General features: G+C 40.6%; 14 protein-coding genes. 7 read left to right on the top strand and 7 right to left on the bottom strand.

What is annotated here, in order from left to right:
• Nucleotides 1–12: 12 nt before the first annotated feature.
• Together carA and dapB are read right to left on the bottom strand one after the other, a co-directional pair.
• Nucleotides 13–1149: a glutamine-hydrolyzing carbamoyl-phosphate synthase small subunit gene (carA, locus tag QL989_RS12170; RefSeq protein WP_016900401.1), complete on the bottom strand. Its 1137-nt coding sequence runs from the start codon at nucleotides 1147–1149 to the stop codon at nucleotides 13–15.
• A gap of 362 nt (nucleotides 1150–1511) precedes the next feature.
• A complete protein-coding gene (gene dapB, locus QL989_RS12175; RefSeq protein WP_290170648.1) occupies nucleotides 1512–2309 on the bottom strand; it encodes a 4-hydroxy-tetrahydrodipicolinate reductase in 798 nt (265 codons plus the stop codon).
• Between the two features lie 569 nt (nucleotides 2310–2878).
• Here dapB and QL989_RS12180 point away from each other — a divergent pair.
• Both QL989_RS12180 and QL989_RS12185 read left to right on the top strand, forming a co-directional pair.
• Nucleotides 2879–4192 (top strand): Na+/H+ antiporter NhaC family protein, encoded by a 1314-nt coding sequence (locus tag QL989_RS12180; protein WP_010388632.1) that lies wholly within the window; start codon nucleotides 2879–2881, stop codon nucleotides 4190–4192.
• 118 nt (nucleotides 4193–4310) lie between these two features.
• Entirely contained in the window at nucleotides 4311–5099 is a 789-nt protein-coding gene (locus tag QL989_RS12185) for a nucleoside-binding protein (RefSeq protein WP_290170649.1), read from the top strand.
• A gap of 62 nt (nucleotides 5100–5161) precedes the next feature.
• Here QL989_RS12185 and QL989_RS12190 read toward each other — a convergent pair whose 3' ends face one another.
• The gene (locus QL989_RS12190; RefSeq protein WP_290170650.1) at nucleotides 5162–5959 is read right to left on the bottom strand and encodes a M48 family metallopeptidase; all 798 of its coding nucleotides are present in this window, start codon (nucleotides 5957–5959) and stop codon (nucleotides 5162–5164) included.
• Nucleotides 5960–6129: 170 nt separating this feature from the next.
• On the opposite strand from QL989_RS12190, the gene QL989_RS12195 reads away from it, so the two are divergent.
• Complete coding sequence (locus tag QL989_RS12195; protein ID WP_290170651.1) at nucleotides 6130–7329, top strand: Bcr/CflA family efflux MFS transporter; 1200 nt, start codon at nucleotides 6130–6132, stop codon at nucleotides 7327–7329.
• Nucleotides 7330–7356: 27 nt separating this feature from the next.
• Here QL989_RS12195 and grpE read toward each other — a convergent pair whose 3' ends face one another.
• Complete coding sequence (grpE, locus tag QL989_RS12200; protein ID WP_008113139.1) at nucleotides 7357–7968, bottom strand: nucleotide exchange factor GrpE; 612 nt, start codon at nucleotides 7966–7968, stop codon at nucleotides 7357–7359.
• 58 nt (nucleotides 7969–8026) lie between these two features.
• The gene (locus QL989_RS12205; RefSeq protein WP_290170652.1) at nucleotides 8027–8992 is read right to left on the bottom strand and encodes an HrcA family transcriptional regulator; all 966 of its coding nucleotides are present in this window, start codon (nucleotides 8990–8992) and stop codon (nucleotides 8027–8029) included.
• Between the two features lie 167 nt (nucleotides 8993–9159).
• Here QL989_RS12205 and nadK point away from each other — a divergent pair, with 167 nt between their 5' ends.
• The 4 genes from nadK to QL989_RS12225 all read left to right on the top strand — a co-directional run bounded on the left by nadK (nucleotide 9160) and on the right by QL989_RS12225 (nucleotide 12791).
• The gene (nadK, locus tag QL989_RS12210; protein ID WP_008464501.1) at nucleotides 9160–10044 is read left to right on the top strand and encodes an NAD(+) kinase; all 885 of its coding nucleotides are present in this window, start codon (nucleotides 9160–9162) and stop codon (nucleotides 10042–10044) included.
• 75 nt (nucleotides 10045–10119) lie between these two features.
• Complete coding sequence (locus tag QL989_RS12215) at nucleotides 10120–10677, top strand: hypothetical protein (RefSeq protein WP_075169079.1); 558 nt, start codon at nucleotides 10120–10122, stop codon at nucleotides 10675–10677.
• 75 nt (nucleotides 10678–10752) lie between these two features.
• Complete coding sequence (gene recN / locus QL989_RS12220; RefSeq protein WP_290170653.1) at nucleotides 10753–12426, top strand: DNA repair protein RecN; 1674 nt, start codon at nucleotides 10753–10755, stop codon at nucleotides 12424–12426.
• Between the two features lie 47 nt (nucleotides 12427–12473).
• The gene (locus tag QL989_RS12225) at nucleotides 12474–12791 is read left to right on the top strand and encodes a hypothetical protein (RefSeq protein WP_290170654.1); all 318 of its coding nucleotides are present in this window, start codon (nucleotides 12474–12476) and stop codon (nucleotides 12789–12791) included.
• 123 nt (nucleotides 12792–12914) lie between these two features.
• Here the strand turns inward: QL989_RS12225 and QL989_RS12230 are convergent, their stop codons facing one another.
• On the bottom strand, nucleotides 12915–14330 hold the full coding sequence (locus QL989_RS12230) for an FAD-dependent oxidoreductase (protein ID WP_013465171.1): 1416 nt from the start codon (nucleotides 14328–14330) through the stop codon (nucleotides 12915–12917).
• 9 nt (nucleotides 14331–14339) lie between these two features.
• Entirely contained in the window at nucleotides 14340–18797 is a 4458-nt protein-coding gene (gene gltB, locus QL989_RS12235) for a glutamate synthase large subunit (RefSeq protein ID WP_290170655.1), read from the bottom strand.
• Nucleotides 18798–19300: the final 503 nt, after the last annotated feature.

Genomic DNA, 19300 nt, shown 5'->3' on the forward strand with positions numbered 1-19300 from the left:
ACTCCGGTTAAATTAGTGGTTACGCGCTTGCATCAAATCGATGAAGTGGTCAAATAATGGGGCTGCATCGTGCGGACCAGGACTCGCTTCTGGGTGACCTTGGAAGCTAAATGCTGGTTTATCTGTACGGTGAATACCTTGCAATGTGCCGTCAAATAACGATTTATGCGTTGCACGTAGGTTATCTGGTAATGTGGCTTCATCTGCAGCAAAACCATGGTTTTGTGCGGTGATCATTACGACATCGCGCTCAAGATCTTTAACTGGGTGGTTACCACCATGGTGGCCAAACTTCATTTTTACTGTTTTAGCACCTGAGGCAAGCGCTAATAGTTGATGCCCTAAACAAATACCAAAAATTGGCGTATCGGTTTCTAAAAAGGTTTTAATTGCATCAATGGCATAAGTACATGGCTCAGGATCGCCAGGGCCATTTGATAAGAAAATACCATCAGGGTTTAATGCTAGTACGTCAGCGGCAGAGGTTTGAGCGGGTACAACCGTTAGTTTACAACCACGATCTACAAGCATACGTAAAATATTACGTTTAACACCGAAGTCGTAGGCAACAACATGAAACTTTTCATCATCAGCGTGTAAGGTTTTAAACCCTTCGCCTAATGTCCAGCTTGATTCGCGCCACTCAAAATTTTCCTTGGTTGAGACAACTTTTGCTAAATCCATGCCTTTTAAGCCTGGGAAGGCTTGCGCAGCTTCAAGCGCTTTTTTCTCGTCTAGTTCGTCACCGGCAACGATACAGCCATTTTGTGCACCTTTATCACGCAAAATACGGGTTAGTTTTCTGGTGTCGATGTCCGCAATACCTAAAATATTACGTTCTTTTAAGTAATCATCTAACGATTGCTCGTTACGAAAATTACTCGCTAGCAGTGGCAAATCACGGATCACTAGGCCTTTAGCCCAAATATGACTCGCTTCTTCGTCTTCGCTGTTGGTACCCGTATTACCGATATGTGGGTACGTCAAAGTTACGATTTGTTCCGCGTACGATGGATCAGTCAAAATTTCTTGATAACCAGTCATAGACGTATTGAATACTACTTCACCGACTGACATGCCGTCAGCGCCGATTGCAGTACCGCGAAACACTGTGCCGTCTTCTAGGACTAACAGAGCGGATTTAGTCAAGTTAAACCTCCTAACAGTAAAAAACGGGAGTAAGCAAATTGCTCAACACCCCGCCAATACTCAGATAATTGGTCAAAACCTGATTTCTGTGAGCTTAAATTGTTTTACGCAGTCTTAAATGATGCCGATGTAAACCACTAAACCTTCATTCATTTTTCTTGCCTAAAACTCTTTTCATTCCCACACAAACCCCGGTTTTGCTAACCATATGAGTATAATTGGAAACACGCATTTAGTAATTTTTGGCAAATTGGCTGCATTCTACATGAAGTTGGCTTTTAGGTCTAACGCTAATTAGTAAATTGTAATAAATAAGTGGTTATAGCAAAAAACCACTCCAAAGCGTTAAAAAAGGAACTTAACTACTTTAAATCTAGCACATCTTGCATATCATAAAGTCCTGCAGGTTTATTTTTCAACCACTGCGCAGCTCTTATAGCACCTAGCGCGAAGGTCATTCGCGAACTTGCTTTATGGGTTAATTCAAGTCTTTCGCCCATTGTAGCGAAGTAGGCCGTGTGTTCACCTACTATATCACCGCCTCTTAGCACCGAATAGCCAATTTCATTTTGTGATTTGGCCTGCTCTATGTTGTTACGCTCATAAACAGCAACCTCATCATGATCCCACCCTTTAGCCTGTGCAATCGACTCGCCAATAGCTAATGCTGTACCCGATGGCGCATCGATTTTATGGCGATGATGCGCTTCAAAAATTTCAATATCTAAATCATCGCCTAATTTTGTCGCTGCTGTTTGCACTAAGTTAAGCAGTAAATTTACGCCCACGCTATAATTACGCGCAAATACGATCGGGATATGTTTAGCGGCATCTGTTAATAGAGCCATATCATCATGAGTTAAGCCAGTGGTGCCAATTACCATAGGTGTTTTTTTCTCAACAGCTGTTTTTAAGTGATTTCTCATGCCTTGTGGAAGGGTAAAGTCTATAAGCACATCTACATTTTCAACCTGCTGTTCACTGCTAAAGTGAATGTCTTTAGCCGCTGCACTATTAAGTTGATTAACCGATAGACCGACTAACTCAGACTCACTGCGTACATAGGCCGCCGCTAATTGTGAATTTTTATTGATTGTTGCTGCTTCTAAAAGTGCCAGGCCCATACGGCCATTCGCACCAAACACACCTACTCGATTCATCTTTTTACAACCTATGTATTTTTTAGTTAGCTAGATTTTATCTAAAACTCATGTAATAGTCAGGAAAGCTTATAAAAAAGCTTCGATTATTTTAGGGTCTGTTGACCTTTGCGGATTAAAATTTGTTTAAACTAGGAGCGGTTTAATCGTGGCGCGAGGTTTGTAACCTAGTGGGCTAAGTAAAAACCGAGCAACAAAGAGTAAATCGCTCCTAGGCAGAACCCTTCGGGCAGCGCTTGTTTGGCATTGATGCTGCGTTATCACCTATTTATGGGGAATACCACACCACATAGGCTCTGCCTTGCCTAAATACCAAACAGACTGCTGCAAATTTAACCTTGAAAGATCAACAGACCCTCATAATAATAACAGATAGTCTTTGCATTTAGCCATCTATACATTTAAACTTCTTTTTTGCGCCGATTTGGTCTTTGGCTTGCGGGCGCTGTTGAGTTACTTATCTGGTTAGATAGTAAAACAAACAACTAAATTCAGCTAAAAGAGGGATGCTTTGGCTGTTAAGTATATCAATCGGTTTCGATTGCTATGAATAATTAATGAGGATTATGATGCAGCCATCATTTGATAAAAATAAAGCAAGATTTTCTTTGCTACCCCTACTCACCTTTGTTGCTATTTTTTTAGGCTCAGGCTTATATTTGCAATCTCAAGGGGTTGATTATGCATTTTATCAACTCCCAGCACCGGTCGCTATTTTACCTGCGATTGTTTTAGCCTTTATCTTAAACAAAGCCAGTATTAATCAAAGTGTAGAAACCTTTATTAAAGGCGTGGGTAATAACAATATTATTACCATGTGCCTTATCTATTTATTAGCAGGTGCTTTTTCTGCGGTTGCAGGGGCAACCGGTGGCGTTGACGCGGTTGTTAATGCTGGTCTCTCTCTTATTCCCCCTTCATTACTTCTGCCTGGTTTGTTTTTAATTGCAGCGGTTATCTCTACTGCGATGGGCACGTCAATGGGAACTATCGGTGCTATTGGCCCAATTGCTTATGCAGTATCAATGAAAACAGGGATTGATCCCGCATTAATGGCCGGTACCATTGTATCTGGCGCTATGTTTGGTGATAACCTATCAATAATTTCTGACACTACGATTGCAGCTACCCGTACGCAAGGCTGTGAAATGAAAGATAAGTTTAAAGAAAATCTTAAAATTGCGATTCCAGCCGCTATCCTTACTATTGCACTGTTGTTATTTTTAACGCCAGCTGCGCAAGTTGTTGAAACTAAAGACTACGATATTTTATTGGTGCTTCCTTATGCCTTTATTTTAGTACTGGCGGTAATGGGCTTTAATGTATTTGTAGTACTGTTAAGCGGTATTGTTTTCGCCGCATTGATGGGCTTTACCGGAAGCTATGAAGGCGCCAGCTTTGTAAAAGATATTTACCAAGGTTTTAGCGACATGCAGGAAATATTTTTACTGTCTATGTTTATTGGTGGCCTCTCTGAATTTATTCGTATTAATGGCGGCCTCGACTACATCGCGCAAAAAATTCAAGCAATCACTAAGGTCATTGCAAAATGGCATCGCAAGGTAGCGGATCAGTTAGGGATAGCTGCATTAGTGCTAACCAGCAATATGTGTATTGCTAACAACACAGTGTCTATTATTGTGACTGGCCCTATTGCTAAAAAGCTAGCTGACGATGGCGAAATTAGTGGTAAACGTTCTGCCAGTTTATTAGATATTTTTGCCTGTGTTACCCAAGGGTCTTTACCTTACGGCGCACAAGCACTTCTGCTTGGTGCTACATTTAAAATTAGCCCGTGGGAAGTATCAACCTCATCTTACTACTGCTTTATTTTAGCTTTTACCGCTATTGCGGTTATTTGTTTACGTCGTAATAAAGCTTAAATCTTCTTTAAACAGTGTATTAGCCACATGCTAGTACACTGTTTATGACAATAAATAATTAACAAATTAACCGTCTTTGCTATAATGTGGTATTCAGCGTGTCACATAAAATATGATTATGAAAATTAAAAACTTACTTCCTCTCGTTGCACTTAGTGCGTGTGCCTTAAGTTCAACAGCTACTGCTGCTAATTGGAGCAGTACTGCGCTTCATATTAACAACGGTAATCATAAAAACCCGTTCACTGAACAAAAATCAAATACCACGGTTTATTCATTGCAACATGCTTCAGGCCATGACTATGGAGATAACTTTTTCTTTATTGATTACAGCACTGATGGCAATGACGATAACTACCAAGATCAAGACTTTTACTTTGAAGGTTATTCTACGCTTAGCTTATCGGCCGTTATGGACGAAAAAGTAGCGTCTGGTGCGCTCGTTGATGTTGGCCTAACCATGGGTATTAATGCCGCAGGCGATGCTAAAGTTGTTAAATACTTACCGGGTGTAAAATTAAGCTGGGATGTACCTGGTTTTAACTTCTTCTCAACCCTTGTGACTGCCTATATTGATGATAGTGAAGGTGTTGCGAAAGGCGGTGCGCCAATTGAAACCAACAGCTGGATGTTTGACGTTGCTTTTGAATATCCATTTATGATTGGCTCACAAAAATTTAGTGTTAAGGGTCATGCGGAATATATTGCTGAGCGTGAAGATGAGTTTGGTAATGACGTACGCGCTTGGTTTTTAGCTCAACCTATTATTGTATGGGATATGGGGCATGCGCTAGAAATGAAAGAAAACACCTTACTGTTAGGTATGGAGTGGCAGTACTGGCATAACAAACTTGGTACAGATGTTACAGAGTCAGTTCCACAAGTACACATAGAGTGGACTTTTTAATAATTAAATACTTAACTATTAAAAAATAAAACCTGTCATTAGACAGGTTTTTTTATGGTTGATTACAACTTACACTGCGGATTTTTACCTTGTGCTTTAGCTGCTTTTTGCTCACTAAGCGCTTTACCCATTTGCGATTGTAAATTTGCAATACGGCTTGTTGGTGCTGGGTGAGTTGATAAAAACTCTGGCGTTGCCCCACTGCCCGCTTGACTCATATTTTGCCAAAGCGTAACAGACTCTTTAGGATTGAAACCTGCTTGCGCCATTAAATCTAAACCAATAACGTCAGCTTCTGTCTCATGTGAACGACTAAACGGTAAAACCACACCATATTGAGCGCCAAGACCAAGCCCTTGCATAATTTCATTACGGTATTGCACGTTACCCATTTCAAGCGCCGCACTGCCCACTTTCATTCCAGTTTGTAAAATAGAGCTTTGTGAAACACGTTCATTTGAGTGCTCTGCAATCACATGACCGACTTCATGACCTAAAACAGTTGCAAGCTGATCTTGATTTGTAGCAATTTTTAATAATCCAGTGTGCACGCCAATATAACCACCTGGCAATGCAAAAGCGTTTGCAGATTCATCTTCAAAGACCACCACTTCCCAATTTTGAGATGCATAATCTGTAGGAAGCACGGCTACTACTTTGTCAGCAATACAATTGACGTAACTGTTAACTTTTGGGTCTTTATTTACCGGCTGTGTTTTTTTCATTTGGGCAAAACTCGCAGTGCCCATTTGACTCATTTGTTGATCTGAATAAAGCGCAATCTGTGTGCGTCCAGTTGGTGATGTTTTACAACCTACTAATACTGCACTGGCAAGTACTGCCAAAACCAATTTCTTCATTATATTGCCCTAAAAAAGTTTGTTACTGAGTATAGAATACCAAACGCAGTGTTAGTTTAAAATCTTTGCTTTTTGCGATTAAACAATTAAGTTAGCAGGCAAACTAAGTTTATCCAACGCCATTGCCCTGCTATACTGCCCAACCTATATTCGTTGTTTTGAGTTTTTAAATGAGCGCTTCGGCTTCTTCTTTTAATACCCGTATTTTATTGCCTTTATTAGCCAGTATTGTCGCGATCACGCCTTTAGCCATCGATATGTACTTACCGGCTATGCTGGTAATTGCCAACGATCTCAATACTAGCATGCCAAATGTTCAAATCTCGTTGAGTATCTATTTAGCAGGTTATGCACTGGGCATGTTGTTTTTTGGCCCCATAGCCGATCAAATTGGCAGGCGTAAACTAGCGCGAATAGGGCTCAGTTTATTTGGCTTAAGTTCACTCGCTTTAGCATTTACCACTGAAGTGCATACTTTTTGGCTGTTAAGAGCAGTACAGGCATTTACAGGGGCGGCAGCTACGGTTGTGGTTCCAGGGATTATTAGACACATATATCAAAAAAATACTGCTAAGGGTATGTCGTACGTGTCTATGATTATGATGATAGCGCCTTTACTTGCCCCCTCTATCGGCTCAGTTATTTTAGGCTTTTCGCTTTGGTCGACTATTTTTATTGTTTTAGCGACTTATAGCTTTGTAATTTTACTTTTTGTGCAGCGTTATTTAATCGATATCCCGATATTTAAAAATGATCGAAAAGGGTTATCGCTATTCTTTTCGAGTTACAAAGTGGTATTAAGCAACCCGCACGCCCGCGCTGATATTTTAAGCTCGATGTTTGTGTCGTTTGGCTTTTTTTGCTTTTTAACCTCGGTTCCATATATTTACCTCGACTTATTTAAAGTATCGGAACAATTGTTTGGCCTGCTATTCGCTTTTAATGTAATGGCGCTGATGTTTGGTAACTTTTTAAATACTCGCGTAGTGCCACGTATTGGCTCACGAAAAATGCTTTATTACGGGCTAATGTGTGGTTTTTTATCTGGCACAGCATTACTCAGCTTTAGTGTGTTGCATTTATCGCTTTACTTTATTGTTGCGGCTATTGCCCCGTTAATGATGAGCTTAGGCATAATAGCAAGTAATGCAGATTCATTAATTTTGATGAAGTTTGAACAAAATACCGGAACTGCTACGGCGGTTATCGGCACCTTGCGTTTTGGTAGTGGCGCATTAGTAGGCCCTATATTAGCGGTAATGCATGCACAAAGTGCGGTTCCATTTTCTAGTTTAATGTTTAGTGCGGTGGTACTGACAATACTGGTGCAGTTAATACATTATTTTAAAGACAAAAAAAATGCCTCATAATGAGGCATTTTTAAATTGTATACTTAATTAAGCGTCAGCGGCTTTAGATACCATAACCATTGCAGGGCGTAATAAACGGCCGTTTAATGTGTAACCTTTTTGCATTACTGCTAAAACAGTATTTGGTGTTACATCGTTGCTTGGTTGGATTGACATTGCTTGATGAAAGTCTGGGTTAAACTGCTCACCTTGAGGGTTTACAATTTCAACACCAAATTTAGCTACCGCGTCGTTAAAGCTTTTCACTGTCATATCAATGCCTTCAAGTAAAGGCTTAAGCGTTTCATTTTCTTTATCAGAAAACTCAATAGCACGCTCTAAGTTATCTATAACAGGGAGTAATTCATTAGCAAACTTTTCTAGTGCAAATTTGTGTGCTTTTTCTACATCTTGTGCAGCGCGACGACGCATATTGTCCACATCTGCAGCAGCGCGAACTACGCTATCTTTTTGATCTGCAATAGTTTGCTTTGCAGTTTCAAGCTCGGCATATAACATAGCAATTTCTGCTTCAGGGCTTTGCTCTTGCTCAGCATGTTGTTCTGCTGCTTCAACTGCCGCCTCAACGTCAGCTTCCATTTGCGTCACTTCTTCGTTCAGTTCTACTTCTTGCTCTGGGTTTTGTGTCTGCTCAGACATAAAATATACGCTCCAATTCTTTACAACTGCGGTAATTATGGGGATTGAATAAAAAGATTCAAGAGCTCAATGGCTCTAATAATTTAAATTCTTGGATTATTTTCTCTAATTGCGCTGATTTTGGACAAATAACACAAAAACGACTTTGATATTCTTGGTTTTGAAAATACGGCACACTGATCACGATAAGATCATCACAGGAGCTAAAAGGTAAGTTTTCAGTATTGAGAATAGAGACCCCATTTTTAAAAGCGAGTTTATCTTCAACAAAATTTAAAAATGATACACCAATATTAAGGCTTTGCTCACAGTCTATTTTTTTATAAAGGTAGTTTTCGCCAACAACGATACTGTTATCTGAGCCTAATTTTTGGCTTAGCTCACGGGTCCATTGAGTTAAAGAGTCATGACAATTACGCGGAGCCGTATTGGCCATTGCCTGCATTCGGTAGAGGCCTTCAATTAAAGATTGTTGACTAAAAACCGTATTGAGCCAAGTAGCAAATTCATAGCGTTGGCTATCGCTAGGGTCATTAGGCTTATTAATACAAATATTGTGGCTCTGCCCTGCTCTGTCTAAGAGTAAAATAAGCCAGTTGTTTGCATCAAAGTCGAGCACTTCTACCCTAAATACCTGCTGTGTTCTAACCTGCGGTAGCCCCACACAACAGCATACTTGGTAACGTTGACTCAAGCCATGCGCTAGCTCAACCAATTGTGCCTGCTCAGGTTGCCAATAATTAGCAATATCATTGAGCGTAAAAAACTCATCAAACCAATAGTCAAACCCATCATTGGTTGGCACTCGGCCAGCCGATGTATGTGGTGAATACAACAAGCCTATTTTTTCAAGGCGCGCCATCGCGTTACGCACAGTGGCAGAGCATACCGCCATACCTTTTTGCTTTGCAATTTTTGTTGACGGCACAGGTAAGCCATCGCCATTACAGTACATACTCATAACAGCGGCAAATATTTGCTGATCTCGTGGGTTTAGTTTCATGTTATCTACATCTTTATGCATAGCTATTATATCGGGGCTAAGTATTATTATTTCAAGTATAAAAAATACAATAAATCTAAATTTTACAGTGAATTAATTAAATCCGCTGGTTATTACTAAGATCTGTGTTTTCAAACACTTCTGTTTTAGGTTACTCTACAAATATTAGAACTCTCAGTGTATTTATTATGGACTCTCCCTTTAACACTATCGGCTTAATTGGTAAGCCAAATCATCCTAATGCTGCCGCTACTTTACAACGATTACATACGTTTTTATTAGCTTTAGGCTTTGAGGTGATTGTTGAAAAACGTACAGGGAGTCAACTTAGTGATGTACCGAGCGACAAACTCGTAAAGCTCGTTGATTTAGGCGAGCGTGCCGACTTAGCGATTGTGGTTGGAGGCGATGGCAACATGCTGGGTGCTGCACGGGTGCTTGCTCGCTTTGATATAGCCGTAATTGGTGTAAATAGGGGTAATTTAGGCTTTTTAACTGATTTGAATCCAGAAGGGTTTGAGGGTAGCTTAGAACAGGTACTCAGCGGCGATTACATTGAAGAAAAACGTTTTTTATTAGAAGTTGAAGTGTATCGTCATAACGAACTTAAAAGCGCTAATTCTGCAGTAAACGAAGCAGTGCTTCATGCTGATAAAGTAGCACATATGATTGAGTTTGAAGCCTTTATAAACGATGACTTTGTATTTTCACAACGTTCCGATGGTTTGATTGTGTCGACTCCAACAGGCTCAACGGCATACTCTTTATCGGGCGGTGGGCCTATTTTAACACCAGAGCTTAATGCAATGTCACTGGTTCCGATGTTTCCACATACTTTATCAAGTCGCCCTTTAGTGGTGGATGCTGACAATGAAGTGCGTTTAAAGCTTAGTTTAGAAAATACTGATAGCTTACAAGTAAGCTGTGACAGCCATGTTGTACTCGCCGTATTACCGGGTGATGAGGTAGTTATACGTAAAGCTGACAAAAAATTACGCTTAATCCACCCAAAAAATTATTCTTATTATAATGTGCTACGTAAAAAGCTAAATTGGGGTAGCCGGTTATACTAATTTTATTGCCAAACATGCAACTTTAGCGCAAAATATCGGGCTAGAATTTTTAAATATCATCAGGAAAAAGTAGTAATGACTTATGTAGTGTTTCTTGCTTTATTATTATTAATTACTTTACTTGGCAGTTACTTGCTAATTGAGAGTAATCGAAAAAAAACCATTGAAGCAAAGAAAAAACTGTTTAACGAGCGCGTAGCAAGTACTCAATCACGTTTAAAAATAAAACTAAACGAATTACTTGATGCAAATGTCATCAGTGCTAAACACCTTCCTCGAATTCAAGCAGTTGTAAGTAACTTTTTCGTGGTACAGCCTCACACCGATGAAAATTTAGTTAAGTTGGAATCGTTATGTGACCAACTTATTAACATACTTAACGAAGAGCTTATAAAAACCTATAAAAGTAATAATAGCCAAGCATTTGCCGACAGCACTCAATATTTTATAGCAGAGTTGCCAGCTCAAGGTATTTTATACAATAAAAATTTTTACCAAGAAGTCCTTCCTACGTTAATCTTAAAGTTGAAAACTGAAGACAACATACAACCAGTTGATAATATTGATCTTAACGATGAAACCCTCCCTATTGATGAAGAAAAAAAAACACTAATTGAGTCCAGCCTTGCTTAAAATATAGAAATTTAATTTGCAATAAACCAAAATACTGTATAAATTAACAGTTAATTCACTGGATGGATGAACAGTATGTTAATTGGTTTAGAAATTAAAAATTTTGCAATTGTAAGTAATTTAAGCACTGAATGGCATTCGGGCATGACCGCTATTACCGGTGAAACGGGTGCGGGTAAATCAATCGCTATTGATGCGTTATCATTGTGCCTTGGAGAACGAGCAGAGGCTTCAGCTGTGCGCCCAGGCACTGATAAAGCCGAGGTAAGTGCGCAATTTGATTTAAGCAATTTGCCACACGCCCATGCATTTCTAGAAGAGAACATGCTTAATAATGACGATAACGAATGTCTACTTCGTAGAGTTGTTTGCAAGAATGGCCGCAGCAAAAGCTACATTAATGGTAGCCCTGTCACCGCTGCACAGCTAAAAGAGCTAGGCCAATATTTAATTTCTATACACGGTCAACATGCACACCAGCATCTATTAAAAGCAGAGCATCAATTACAGCTACTGGATGCTTACGCCGGGCACCAAAATCTAGTTAATGCTGTAAGCCAACGCTATAAACGTTATGCTGATTTACAAAAAGAATTTAAACAACTAGAACACCACCAACAACAACAAGCTGCGCAAAAACAATTATTAGAATATCAAGTGGCTGAGCTTGATGAATTTGCGTTGCAAGCTGGTGAGTTTGAACAAATAGAAGCAGAGCATTATAAGCTCAGTAACAGCCAAACTATTTTGCAATCTTGTCAGCGCGAGCTACAACATTTATACGAAAGTGATGAGCAAAATGCGTGCTCTCTTTTACAACACAGCGCACAACAATTTAATGAACTTGCACATTATGATGAAACCCTGGCCAATGTAGCAGCATTACTGACAGAAGCAGCGGTTCAAGTTGAAGAAGCAAGCAGAGAAATACGCAATTATACAGAACAAGCTGACTTAGATCCTACTCGCTTAACGGAAGTAGAAAACAGACTCAGCGGCGCTATGGATTTAGCAAGAAAACACCATATAAAGCCACAAGAGCTCGTTGAGTTTCATCAAAATGTAACACAAGAACTAGACTCTATAAGCAGTAATAGTTCGCGCCTCGAACAGCTTGAAGGTGAAATTGCAGATGCTCTTGAAGATTATCAAACGGCTAGTGAGGAATTAAGTGCTAGCCGTCATCAATATGCTAATACACTTAATGGCTTGATCAGCGAAAGTATGGCTAACTTATCTATGGAAAATGGCGTATTTGAAATAGCTCTTACAGCACATACCGATCGCTCTCCTAATAGTTTAGGTTTTGATAATGTATCGTTTTTAGTATCAACAAACCCAGGGCAACCATTACAACCTCTAGCAAAAGTAGCCTCTGGTGGTGAGTTATCACGCATTAGTTTGGCTATTCAAGTTATTATTGCCCAAAAAGTAACGACTCCAACACTTATATTTGATGAAGTAGATGTCGGTATTTCTGGCCCTACAGCTGCTGCAGTTGGTAAACTGCTGCGCCAATTAGGTAAATCGACACAGGTAATTTGTGTAACCCATTTACCGCAAGTGGCCAGTAGCGCTCATCAGCAATTTTTTGTTGCCAAAGAAATTGCAGACGGTGAAACGTTTACTCATATGCTGTCATTAAATAAAGATGGCAGGGTTAATGAAATTGCGCGTTTGCTAGGGGGTGATAACATTAGCAAAACAGCTAAAGCAAATGCGAAAGAGCTTATAAAAGCGCACGGATAAAATTATACATTTATAGTGCGTTACCTTGATACGGTGAGGATACCTTGATGCAAACAACGGTCATTTATTTTGGCTTAGCAATTAACTGGCTACTACTTATAGTTAGTGTACTTTTAGCAATGTTTAGCAAGTTTAAACACACACAATTTAAACAAGGATTATATCGTTTTTTAAATGTGGCATTAATTGTACATATTGTTATTGCTGTTATGTTAGTTTTTAGCAGCACAGCTATTACTGGCTTAATAACACTTAGTTTGTTGGTTATTGGCCTACAACTTGTTTGTAACGTTATCTGCTATAAAAGTGTGAAACGTCGACAAGCCAGAGTGAAACCGAGCCTTGATCACTTCTCGATGGATTAACTAACATAGCGTTTAAAAATGCCCGCAACCTGTGTATTGCGGGCATTTTTATTTGTAAAACTGAGGGAATAAAAAAGCAAACCCGAAGGTTTGCTTTTGACTCCATTCTAACAAAAGAATTATTTACACTTTTAAATAATCCATAATGCCTTCTGCAGCATTACGCCCCTCAAAAATAGCAGTAACCACTAAGTCTGAACCACGAACAATATCACCACCAGCAAATATTTTAGGATTAGTAGTTTGATGTGTAAATTCACCTTGCTCAGGTGCATTAATACCGCCCCAGTGGTTAATTTCTACATCGTACTGTTCTAACCAGTCCATTTTATGAGGCTTAAAGCCAAATGCCATAATCACTTGTGTAGCTTCAATAATGTGCTCTGATCCGGGTACTTCCTCAGCGCGACGACGGCCATTTTCATCTGCCTCGCCAAGCTGAGTTTTTACCATTTTAACGCCGGCTACAGCACCTTTGTCATCAAGTACAATCCCTTTAGGCTGAACGTTATAAGTAAAAATTACGCCCTCTTCTTTTGCATTTTTTACTTCGCGTTTTGAGCCAGGCATGTTCTCTTCATCACGACGGTACGCACAGGTCACCTTTAACGCATTATGACGAATTGATGTTCGCACACAATCCATTGCTGTATCACCACCACCTAGTACCACTACTTTTTGGTTTGCCATATCAATGCAAGCTTGTTTAGACTCATCGTAACCCATAACACGATTAGTGTTACCAATTAAGAATGGCAGGGCATCATGCACCCCCGGTGCATCTTCGTTCTCAAGCCCTGCACGCATACTTTGATAAGTCCCCACTCCCAAAAATACAGCGTCATACTCATTAAGAATTTCATCCATGCTAATGTCTTTACCTACTTCGACATTAAGTTTAAATTCAACACCCATTTCGGTAAATATTTCGCGACGTTTTTGCATGACTTCTTTTTCTAATTTAAAAGAAGGAATACCAAAGGTTAACAACCCACCAATTTCAGGGTGACGGTCAAATACCACAGGCTTTACGCCATTACGTACTAGAATATCAGCACAGCCTAACCCTGCTGGCCCAGCACCAATAATAGCCACTTTTTTATCAGTCCATGTCACATAAGACATGTCTGGCTTCCAGCCCATTTTGAACGCGGTATCGGTGATATATTTTTCAATATTACCGATTGTTACCGCTCCAAATTCTTCATCTAACGTACATGAGCCTTCGCATAAGCGGTCTTGTGGGCATACTCTTCCACACACCTCTGGCAAACTGTTAGTACGGTGCGAAAGCTCAGCGGCCTCTAAAATGCGCCCTGTACGGATCAGTTTTAACCATTGTGGAATATAGTTATGTACTGGACATTTCCACTCACAATAAGGGTTACCGCAATCAAGGCAGCGATCTGCCTGTGAATTAACTTGGTTTTCTGAAAAGGGTTCATAAATTTCTACGAACGATTTTTTACGCGACGAGATTGGTTTCTTGCGTGGGTCTACACGCTGCACGTCTATAAATTGATATACATTTTCGCTCATACTGCCCCCTTATTGCGCTTGAACACGTAGTTCGGCGCTACTGCGAGCGCGATGCCCGAGTAAACTTTTTACGTCACTTGATTTAGGTTTTACTAATTTGAACATCGGTAAATAAAGTTCAAAGTTAGCTAAAATAGTTTCTGCTCTGCATGAGCCTGTTAGCTCTAAATGGTCAGCAATTAAGCCGCGTAAATGCTCTTGATGTGAACTCAAATCATCTAAAGTAACCACTTCAACCAACTCTGGGTTAATGCGTTTCTCAAAATCACCTCGTTCATCTAAAATATAAGCAAAACCACCGGTCATACCTGCACCAAAGTTAACTCCTACATTACCAAGTACACATACCACGCCACCGGTCATATATTCACAACCATTATCACCAACACCTTCAACAACAGCTTGCACACCCGAATTACGCACAGCAAAACGCTCACCAGCACATCCGGCTGCAAACAATTTACCGCCAGTGGCACCATATAAACAGGTATTACCTACGATGGTTGCTTTGTGACTTTCAAATGACGAACCCAGTGGTGAGCGAACGACTAGCTTACCGCCCGCCATCCCTTTACCAACGTAATCGTTAGCATCACCAACTAGAGTCATTTCAAGGCCGCCAGCATTCCATACCCCGAATGACTGGCCAGCTGTACCATGAAGTTCAATCACCACTGGATCTGCTGCCATACCTTGATTACCGTGCTTATCAGCAATATAACCAGAAAGCATTGCGCCAACCGATCTATCGGTATTACATATACGACTCACTAATGAAATGCCGCTTGAATTATCAATTGCCTCTTTTGCCTTGCCTAGCAAGCTCTCATTTAACTCACCTAAATAGTGCGAGCTATTTGGTGCACTGCAAAACAGTGTTTCACCCGTTGGGTTGTTTGGCTGAGCGATAACCGCTGATAAATCTATTTTTTGTTGTTTGGCTGTTTTGCCTTCAATGGCTTCGAGTAAATCTAAGCGACCAATCAAATCGGTTAGGTTTGCAACACCTAAACTTGCCATAATTTCACGCGCTTCTTGAGCTATAAACTTAAAGTAGTTCATCGCCATTTCTGGTAAGCCGTGATAATGCTTTTGGCGCAGTGTATCGTCTTGGGTTGCTACACCAGTAGCACAGTTATTTAAGTGACAAATTCGTAAGTATTTACAGCCTAACGCCACCATAGGTCCGGTACCAAAACCAAAACTTTCAGCGCCTAAAATGGCTGCTTTGATGATATCAAGGCCCGTTTTTAAACCACCATCTGTTTGCAGGCGAATACGATGACGAAGGCCATTTTCGACAAGTGCTTGTTGCGTTTCTGCAAGGCCAAGCTCCCACGGGCTGCCAGCATATTTAACCGAGGTTAAGGGACTTGCACCCGTGCCACCATCGTAGCCTGAGATAGTAATTAGATCGGCATACGCTTTTGCAACACCGGTTGCAATTGTTCCTACGCCCGGTTCAGATACCAGTTTTACTGAAATCAGTGCCTTTGGGTTTACTTGCTTTAAATCAAAAATAAGCTGAGCTAAATCTTCAATAGAGTAAATATCATGATGCGGTGGCGGTGAAATTAGTGTCACGCCTGGTACCGAGTAACGAAGCTTGGCAATATAGGGCGTTACTTTTTCACCTGGTAACTGCCCGCCTTCGCCCGGCTTAGCGCCTTGAGCCACTTTTATTTGAATAACATCCGCACTGCGTAAATAATGAGGTGTTACACCAAATCGACCTGAGGCCACTTGTTTAATCCGTGAATTTTTTTCTGTACCGTAACGAAGTTTATCTTCGCCACCTTCGCCAGAATTTGAGCAACCACCTAAACGGTTCATAGCAATGGCTAGTGCTTCATGCGCCTCTGGTGATAATGCACCAATACTCATCGCTGCAGAATCAAAACGTTTATAAAGCTCAGTGGCAGGCTCTACCTCATCAATGCTTATACCCTTTTCTGGCAGTTTTAAAGCCAACATATCGCGCAAAGTCGCGACTGGACGGTGATTAACTAGCTTTGCGTATTCGCTGTAATCACTATACTCGCCGCTACGTACTGCTTTTTGTAGCGTTTGAATAACATCAGGATTATAAGCATGATACTCGCCGCCGTGAACGTACTTAAATAAACCGCCATGGCTTAATAATTTACGTTTACTAAGCGCCAGTTTATGCAAGCTTTGCTGATCATCATCAAAGTCGCTAAAACACGCCCCTTTTATGCGACTTGCAACGCCCTTAAAACACATCTCAACAATCGCGTCCGATAAGCCAACCGCTTCAAACAACATCGAACAACGATATGAAGCCACGGTGCTAATACCCATTTTCGACATGATTTTGTACAAGCCTTTATTAATTGCTTGACGATAAGCCAGTGTCACTTCGCAGTATGACTTATTAATTACCTTGCTATCGCTCATGGCCACAAGTGACTCATACGCTAAATACGGGTAGATTGCGGTTGCACCGAAGCCAAGTAGAACAGCAAATTGATGCGCGTCACGAACGCTGCCGGTTTCAATAATGATGTTAGACTCACAGCGTAAGTTATTATCTACCAAGCGTTTTTGTACCGCACCCACCGCCATAGCTGCAGGAATAGGTAATTGATTGTCATCAAAGTTACGATCCGTTAATACCAGCATAATGCAGCCTGATGCTGCTTTTTCTTGTGCTTCATCACAAACACGCTTAACGGCGTTTTCAAGTCCTTCTTCTATGGTGTAAGTAATGTCAATCTTACAGTAACTGTAGTGTGCTTCATCGGCATTGAGTAGCTGCTGCATATCAGCGTACATTAAAATAGGCGTATCAAATTGTAGGCGTTTAGCATGCCCTGTAGTTTCATTAAATACGTTTTGTTCACTGCCAATACACGTTGCCAACGACATTACATGGTTTTCACGTAACGGATCGATTGGCGGATTAGTCACTTGGGCAAACTTCTGGCGGAAATAATCGTAAAGTGAACGATGCCCTTCGCTTAGGACGGCAAACGGCGTATCGTCACCCATTGAACCGGTAGCTTCTTGACCATTTTCACCCATAACACGAATAACGCTGTCTAGCTCTTCATTGGTATAGCCAAACATCTTTTGATATTTAGCAAGGGTATCATCATCGAATGACCGATTACCTGCATCTTGCTCAGTCAGTGCTTCAAAAGGCGTTAAGCGCTTAACGTTTTCTTCTAACCACGACTTATATGGATGACGTGATTTTAAATCTTGGTCAATTTCATCTGAATGCCAAATTTTTCCGAGTTTGGTATCAATAACCAGTAGCTCGCCTGGGCCAACACGTCCTTTTTCTACCACCTCGTCAGCGGTGTAATCCCAAATTCCCACCTCAGAAGCTAAAGTAATAAAACCATCTTGAGTAATAATATAACGCGCTGGACGCAAACCATTACGGTCTAGGTTACAGGCTGCAAAGCGCCCATCAGACATAACAATGCCTGCAGGGCCATCCCACGGTTCCATATGCATAGAATTAAAATCATAGAACGCACGTAAGTCGTCATCCATAGCTCGATTTTTTTGCCATGCTGGCGGCACTAGCATGCGCATCGCACGGAATAAATCCATACCACCAGCTAAAAATAGCTCCAGCATATTATCGAGGCTAGATGAGTCAGACCCTGTCTCATTAACAAACGGCGCTGCGCTTTGTAAATCAGGAATAAGTGGCGAAGCAAATTTATAAGAACGGGCACGTGCCCATTGGCGGTTACCTTCAATAGTATTAATTTCACCATTGTGCGCTAAATAACGAAATGGTTGCGCTAAAGGCCAGCGAGGCTGTGTGTTTGTAGAGAAGCGTTGATGAAAAACACAAATAGCACTAGTCATGCGAATATCCGCAAGATCAAGATAAAAATTAGGCAAGTCAGCAGGCATCATTAAGCCTTTATATATTGTGACTAGCCCAGATAAGCTCGCAATATAAAATGATTCATCGTCCATTAGACGCTTTTCTGCACGACGACGTGCAACATACAAGCGGCGTTCTAAATCTTTAGAACGCCAACCTTCTGGCGCACTAATAAAAATTTGTTCAAAACCTGGCAATTGTTTTAGAGCAATAGGTCCTAACATTGATGGATCAGTTGGAACCACACGCCAGCCCAAAATATTTAGCGTTTCTTTTTCTAGTTCTTCGCTTAAAACATCTTTGGCTGCTTGTGCTAGTACCGGATCAGCATTGAGGAAGATCATCCCAACGGCGTAATTTTTACCTAAATGCCAATTATTCTCGGCAGCAATAGCCCGAAAGAAGCTGTCTGGTTTTTGTAATAACAAGCCACAACCATCACCCGTTTTACCATCAGCAGAAATACCACCGCGGTGCTGCATGCGATCTAAACCGGTGATCGCCGTACGAATGAGTCGGTGACTCGCTTGGTTATTAACTTGGGCTATTAAGCCAAAGCCACAATTATCTTTTTCTAGTTTTGAGTCATATAACATGGACCCCTCCCCTTGCTGCGCTGTTAACGTGGATGAACGGCTCGACGATTTGCTAACAGACGAACAAAATTAGCGTTATTCCACCCTTGAGTCAATATTTTTATGAATACATATTCATTATATTGAATATATTTCAACTTAATTAAAAATCATAAAATAATGCCAATCATTAACATTTGCATGGATATCGGATCGAAAAATAGATTGACACCGGTGTTATTTTTAAAAACTTGTAAACAAAAAGCATGCACGACTAGCAGTTTACGTAAACGTAAGGTTAGCTAAAAATGAATAACTATTCATTAGGTGCTATTTCCTCTTTTGTGCTGTATTAGTAATTCATCTGAACACGACATTTAATTACAGCGGCTTCTATTAGCGCATAGTTTATTCAATAGATTTAAACGCTCCCCTCATGTTATGCATTAATTAACAACTTGCTTTGCTTTACGTTGAGGTAACCTCATCCCATAGACAAATCAAAAAAGTGCCCGCAGCGGACA

Origin of the sequence: Pseudoalteromonas sp. APC 3224 (assembly GCF_030407535.1) — a bacterium.
In the GTDB taxonomy this organism is placed as follows: domain Bacteria; phylum Pseudomonadota; class Gammaproteobacteria; order Enterobacterales; family Alteromonadaceae; genus Pseudoalteromonas.

What these genes read in the sequence shown, in the direction of transcription:
- QL989_RS12180 (WP_010388632.1), top strand. Translation starts at nt 2,879, where the DNA reads ATGCAGCCATCATTTGATAAAAATAAAGCAAGATTTTCTTTGCTACCC.
- grpE (WP_008113139.1), bottom strand. Translation starts at nt 7,968, where the DNA reads ATGTCTGAGCAGACACAAAACCCAGAGCAAGAAGTAGAACTGAACGAA.
- nadK (WP_008464501.1), top strand. Translation starts at nt 9,160, where the DNA reads ATGGACTCTCCCTTTAACACTATCGGCTTAATTGGTAAGCCAAATCAT.
- QL989_RS12215 (WP_075169079.1), top strand. Translation starts at nt 10,120, where the DNA reads ATGACTTATGTAGTGTTTCTTGCTTTATTATTATTAATTACTTTACTT.
- QL989_RS12225 (WP_290170654.1), top strand. Translation starts at nt 12,474, where the DNA reads ATGCAAACAACGGTCATTTATTTTGGCTTAGCAATTAACTGGCTACTA.
- QL989_RS12205 (WP_290170652.1), bottom strand. Translation starts at nt 8,992, where the DNA reads ATGCATAAAGATGTAGATAACATGAAACTAAACCCACGAGATCAGCAA.
- QL989_RS12190 (WP_290170650.1), bottom strand. Translation starts at nt 5,959, where the DNA reads ATGAAGAAATTGGTTTTGGCAGTACTTGCCAGTGCAGTATTAGTAGGT.
- QL989_RS12185 (WP_290170649.1), top strand. Translation starts at nt 4,311, where the DNA reads ATGAAAATTAAAAACTTACTTCCTCTCGTTGCACTTAGTGCGTGTGCC.
- gltB (WP_290170655.1), bottom strand. Translation starts at nt 18,797, where the DNA reads ATGTTATATGACTCAAAACTAGAAAAAGATAATTGTGGCTTTGGCTTA.
- QL989_RS12230 (WP_013465171.1), bottom strand. Translation starts at nt 14,330, where the DNA reads ATGAGCGAAAATGTATATCAATTTATAGACGTGCAGCGTGTAGACCCA.
- dapB (WP_290170648.1), bottom strand. Translation starts at nt 2,309, where the DNA reads ATGAATCGAGTAGGTGTGTTTGGTGCGAATGGCCGTATGGGCCTGGCA.
- recN (WP_290170653.1), top strand. Translation starts at nt 10,753, where the DNA reads ATGTTAATTGGTTTAGAAATTAAAAATTTTGCAATTGTAAGTAATTTA.
- QL989_RS12195 (WP_290170651.1), top strand. Translation starts at nt 6,130, where the DNA reads ATGAGCGCTTCGGCTTCTTCTTTTAATACCCGTATTTTATTGCCTTTA.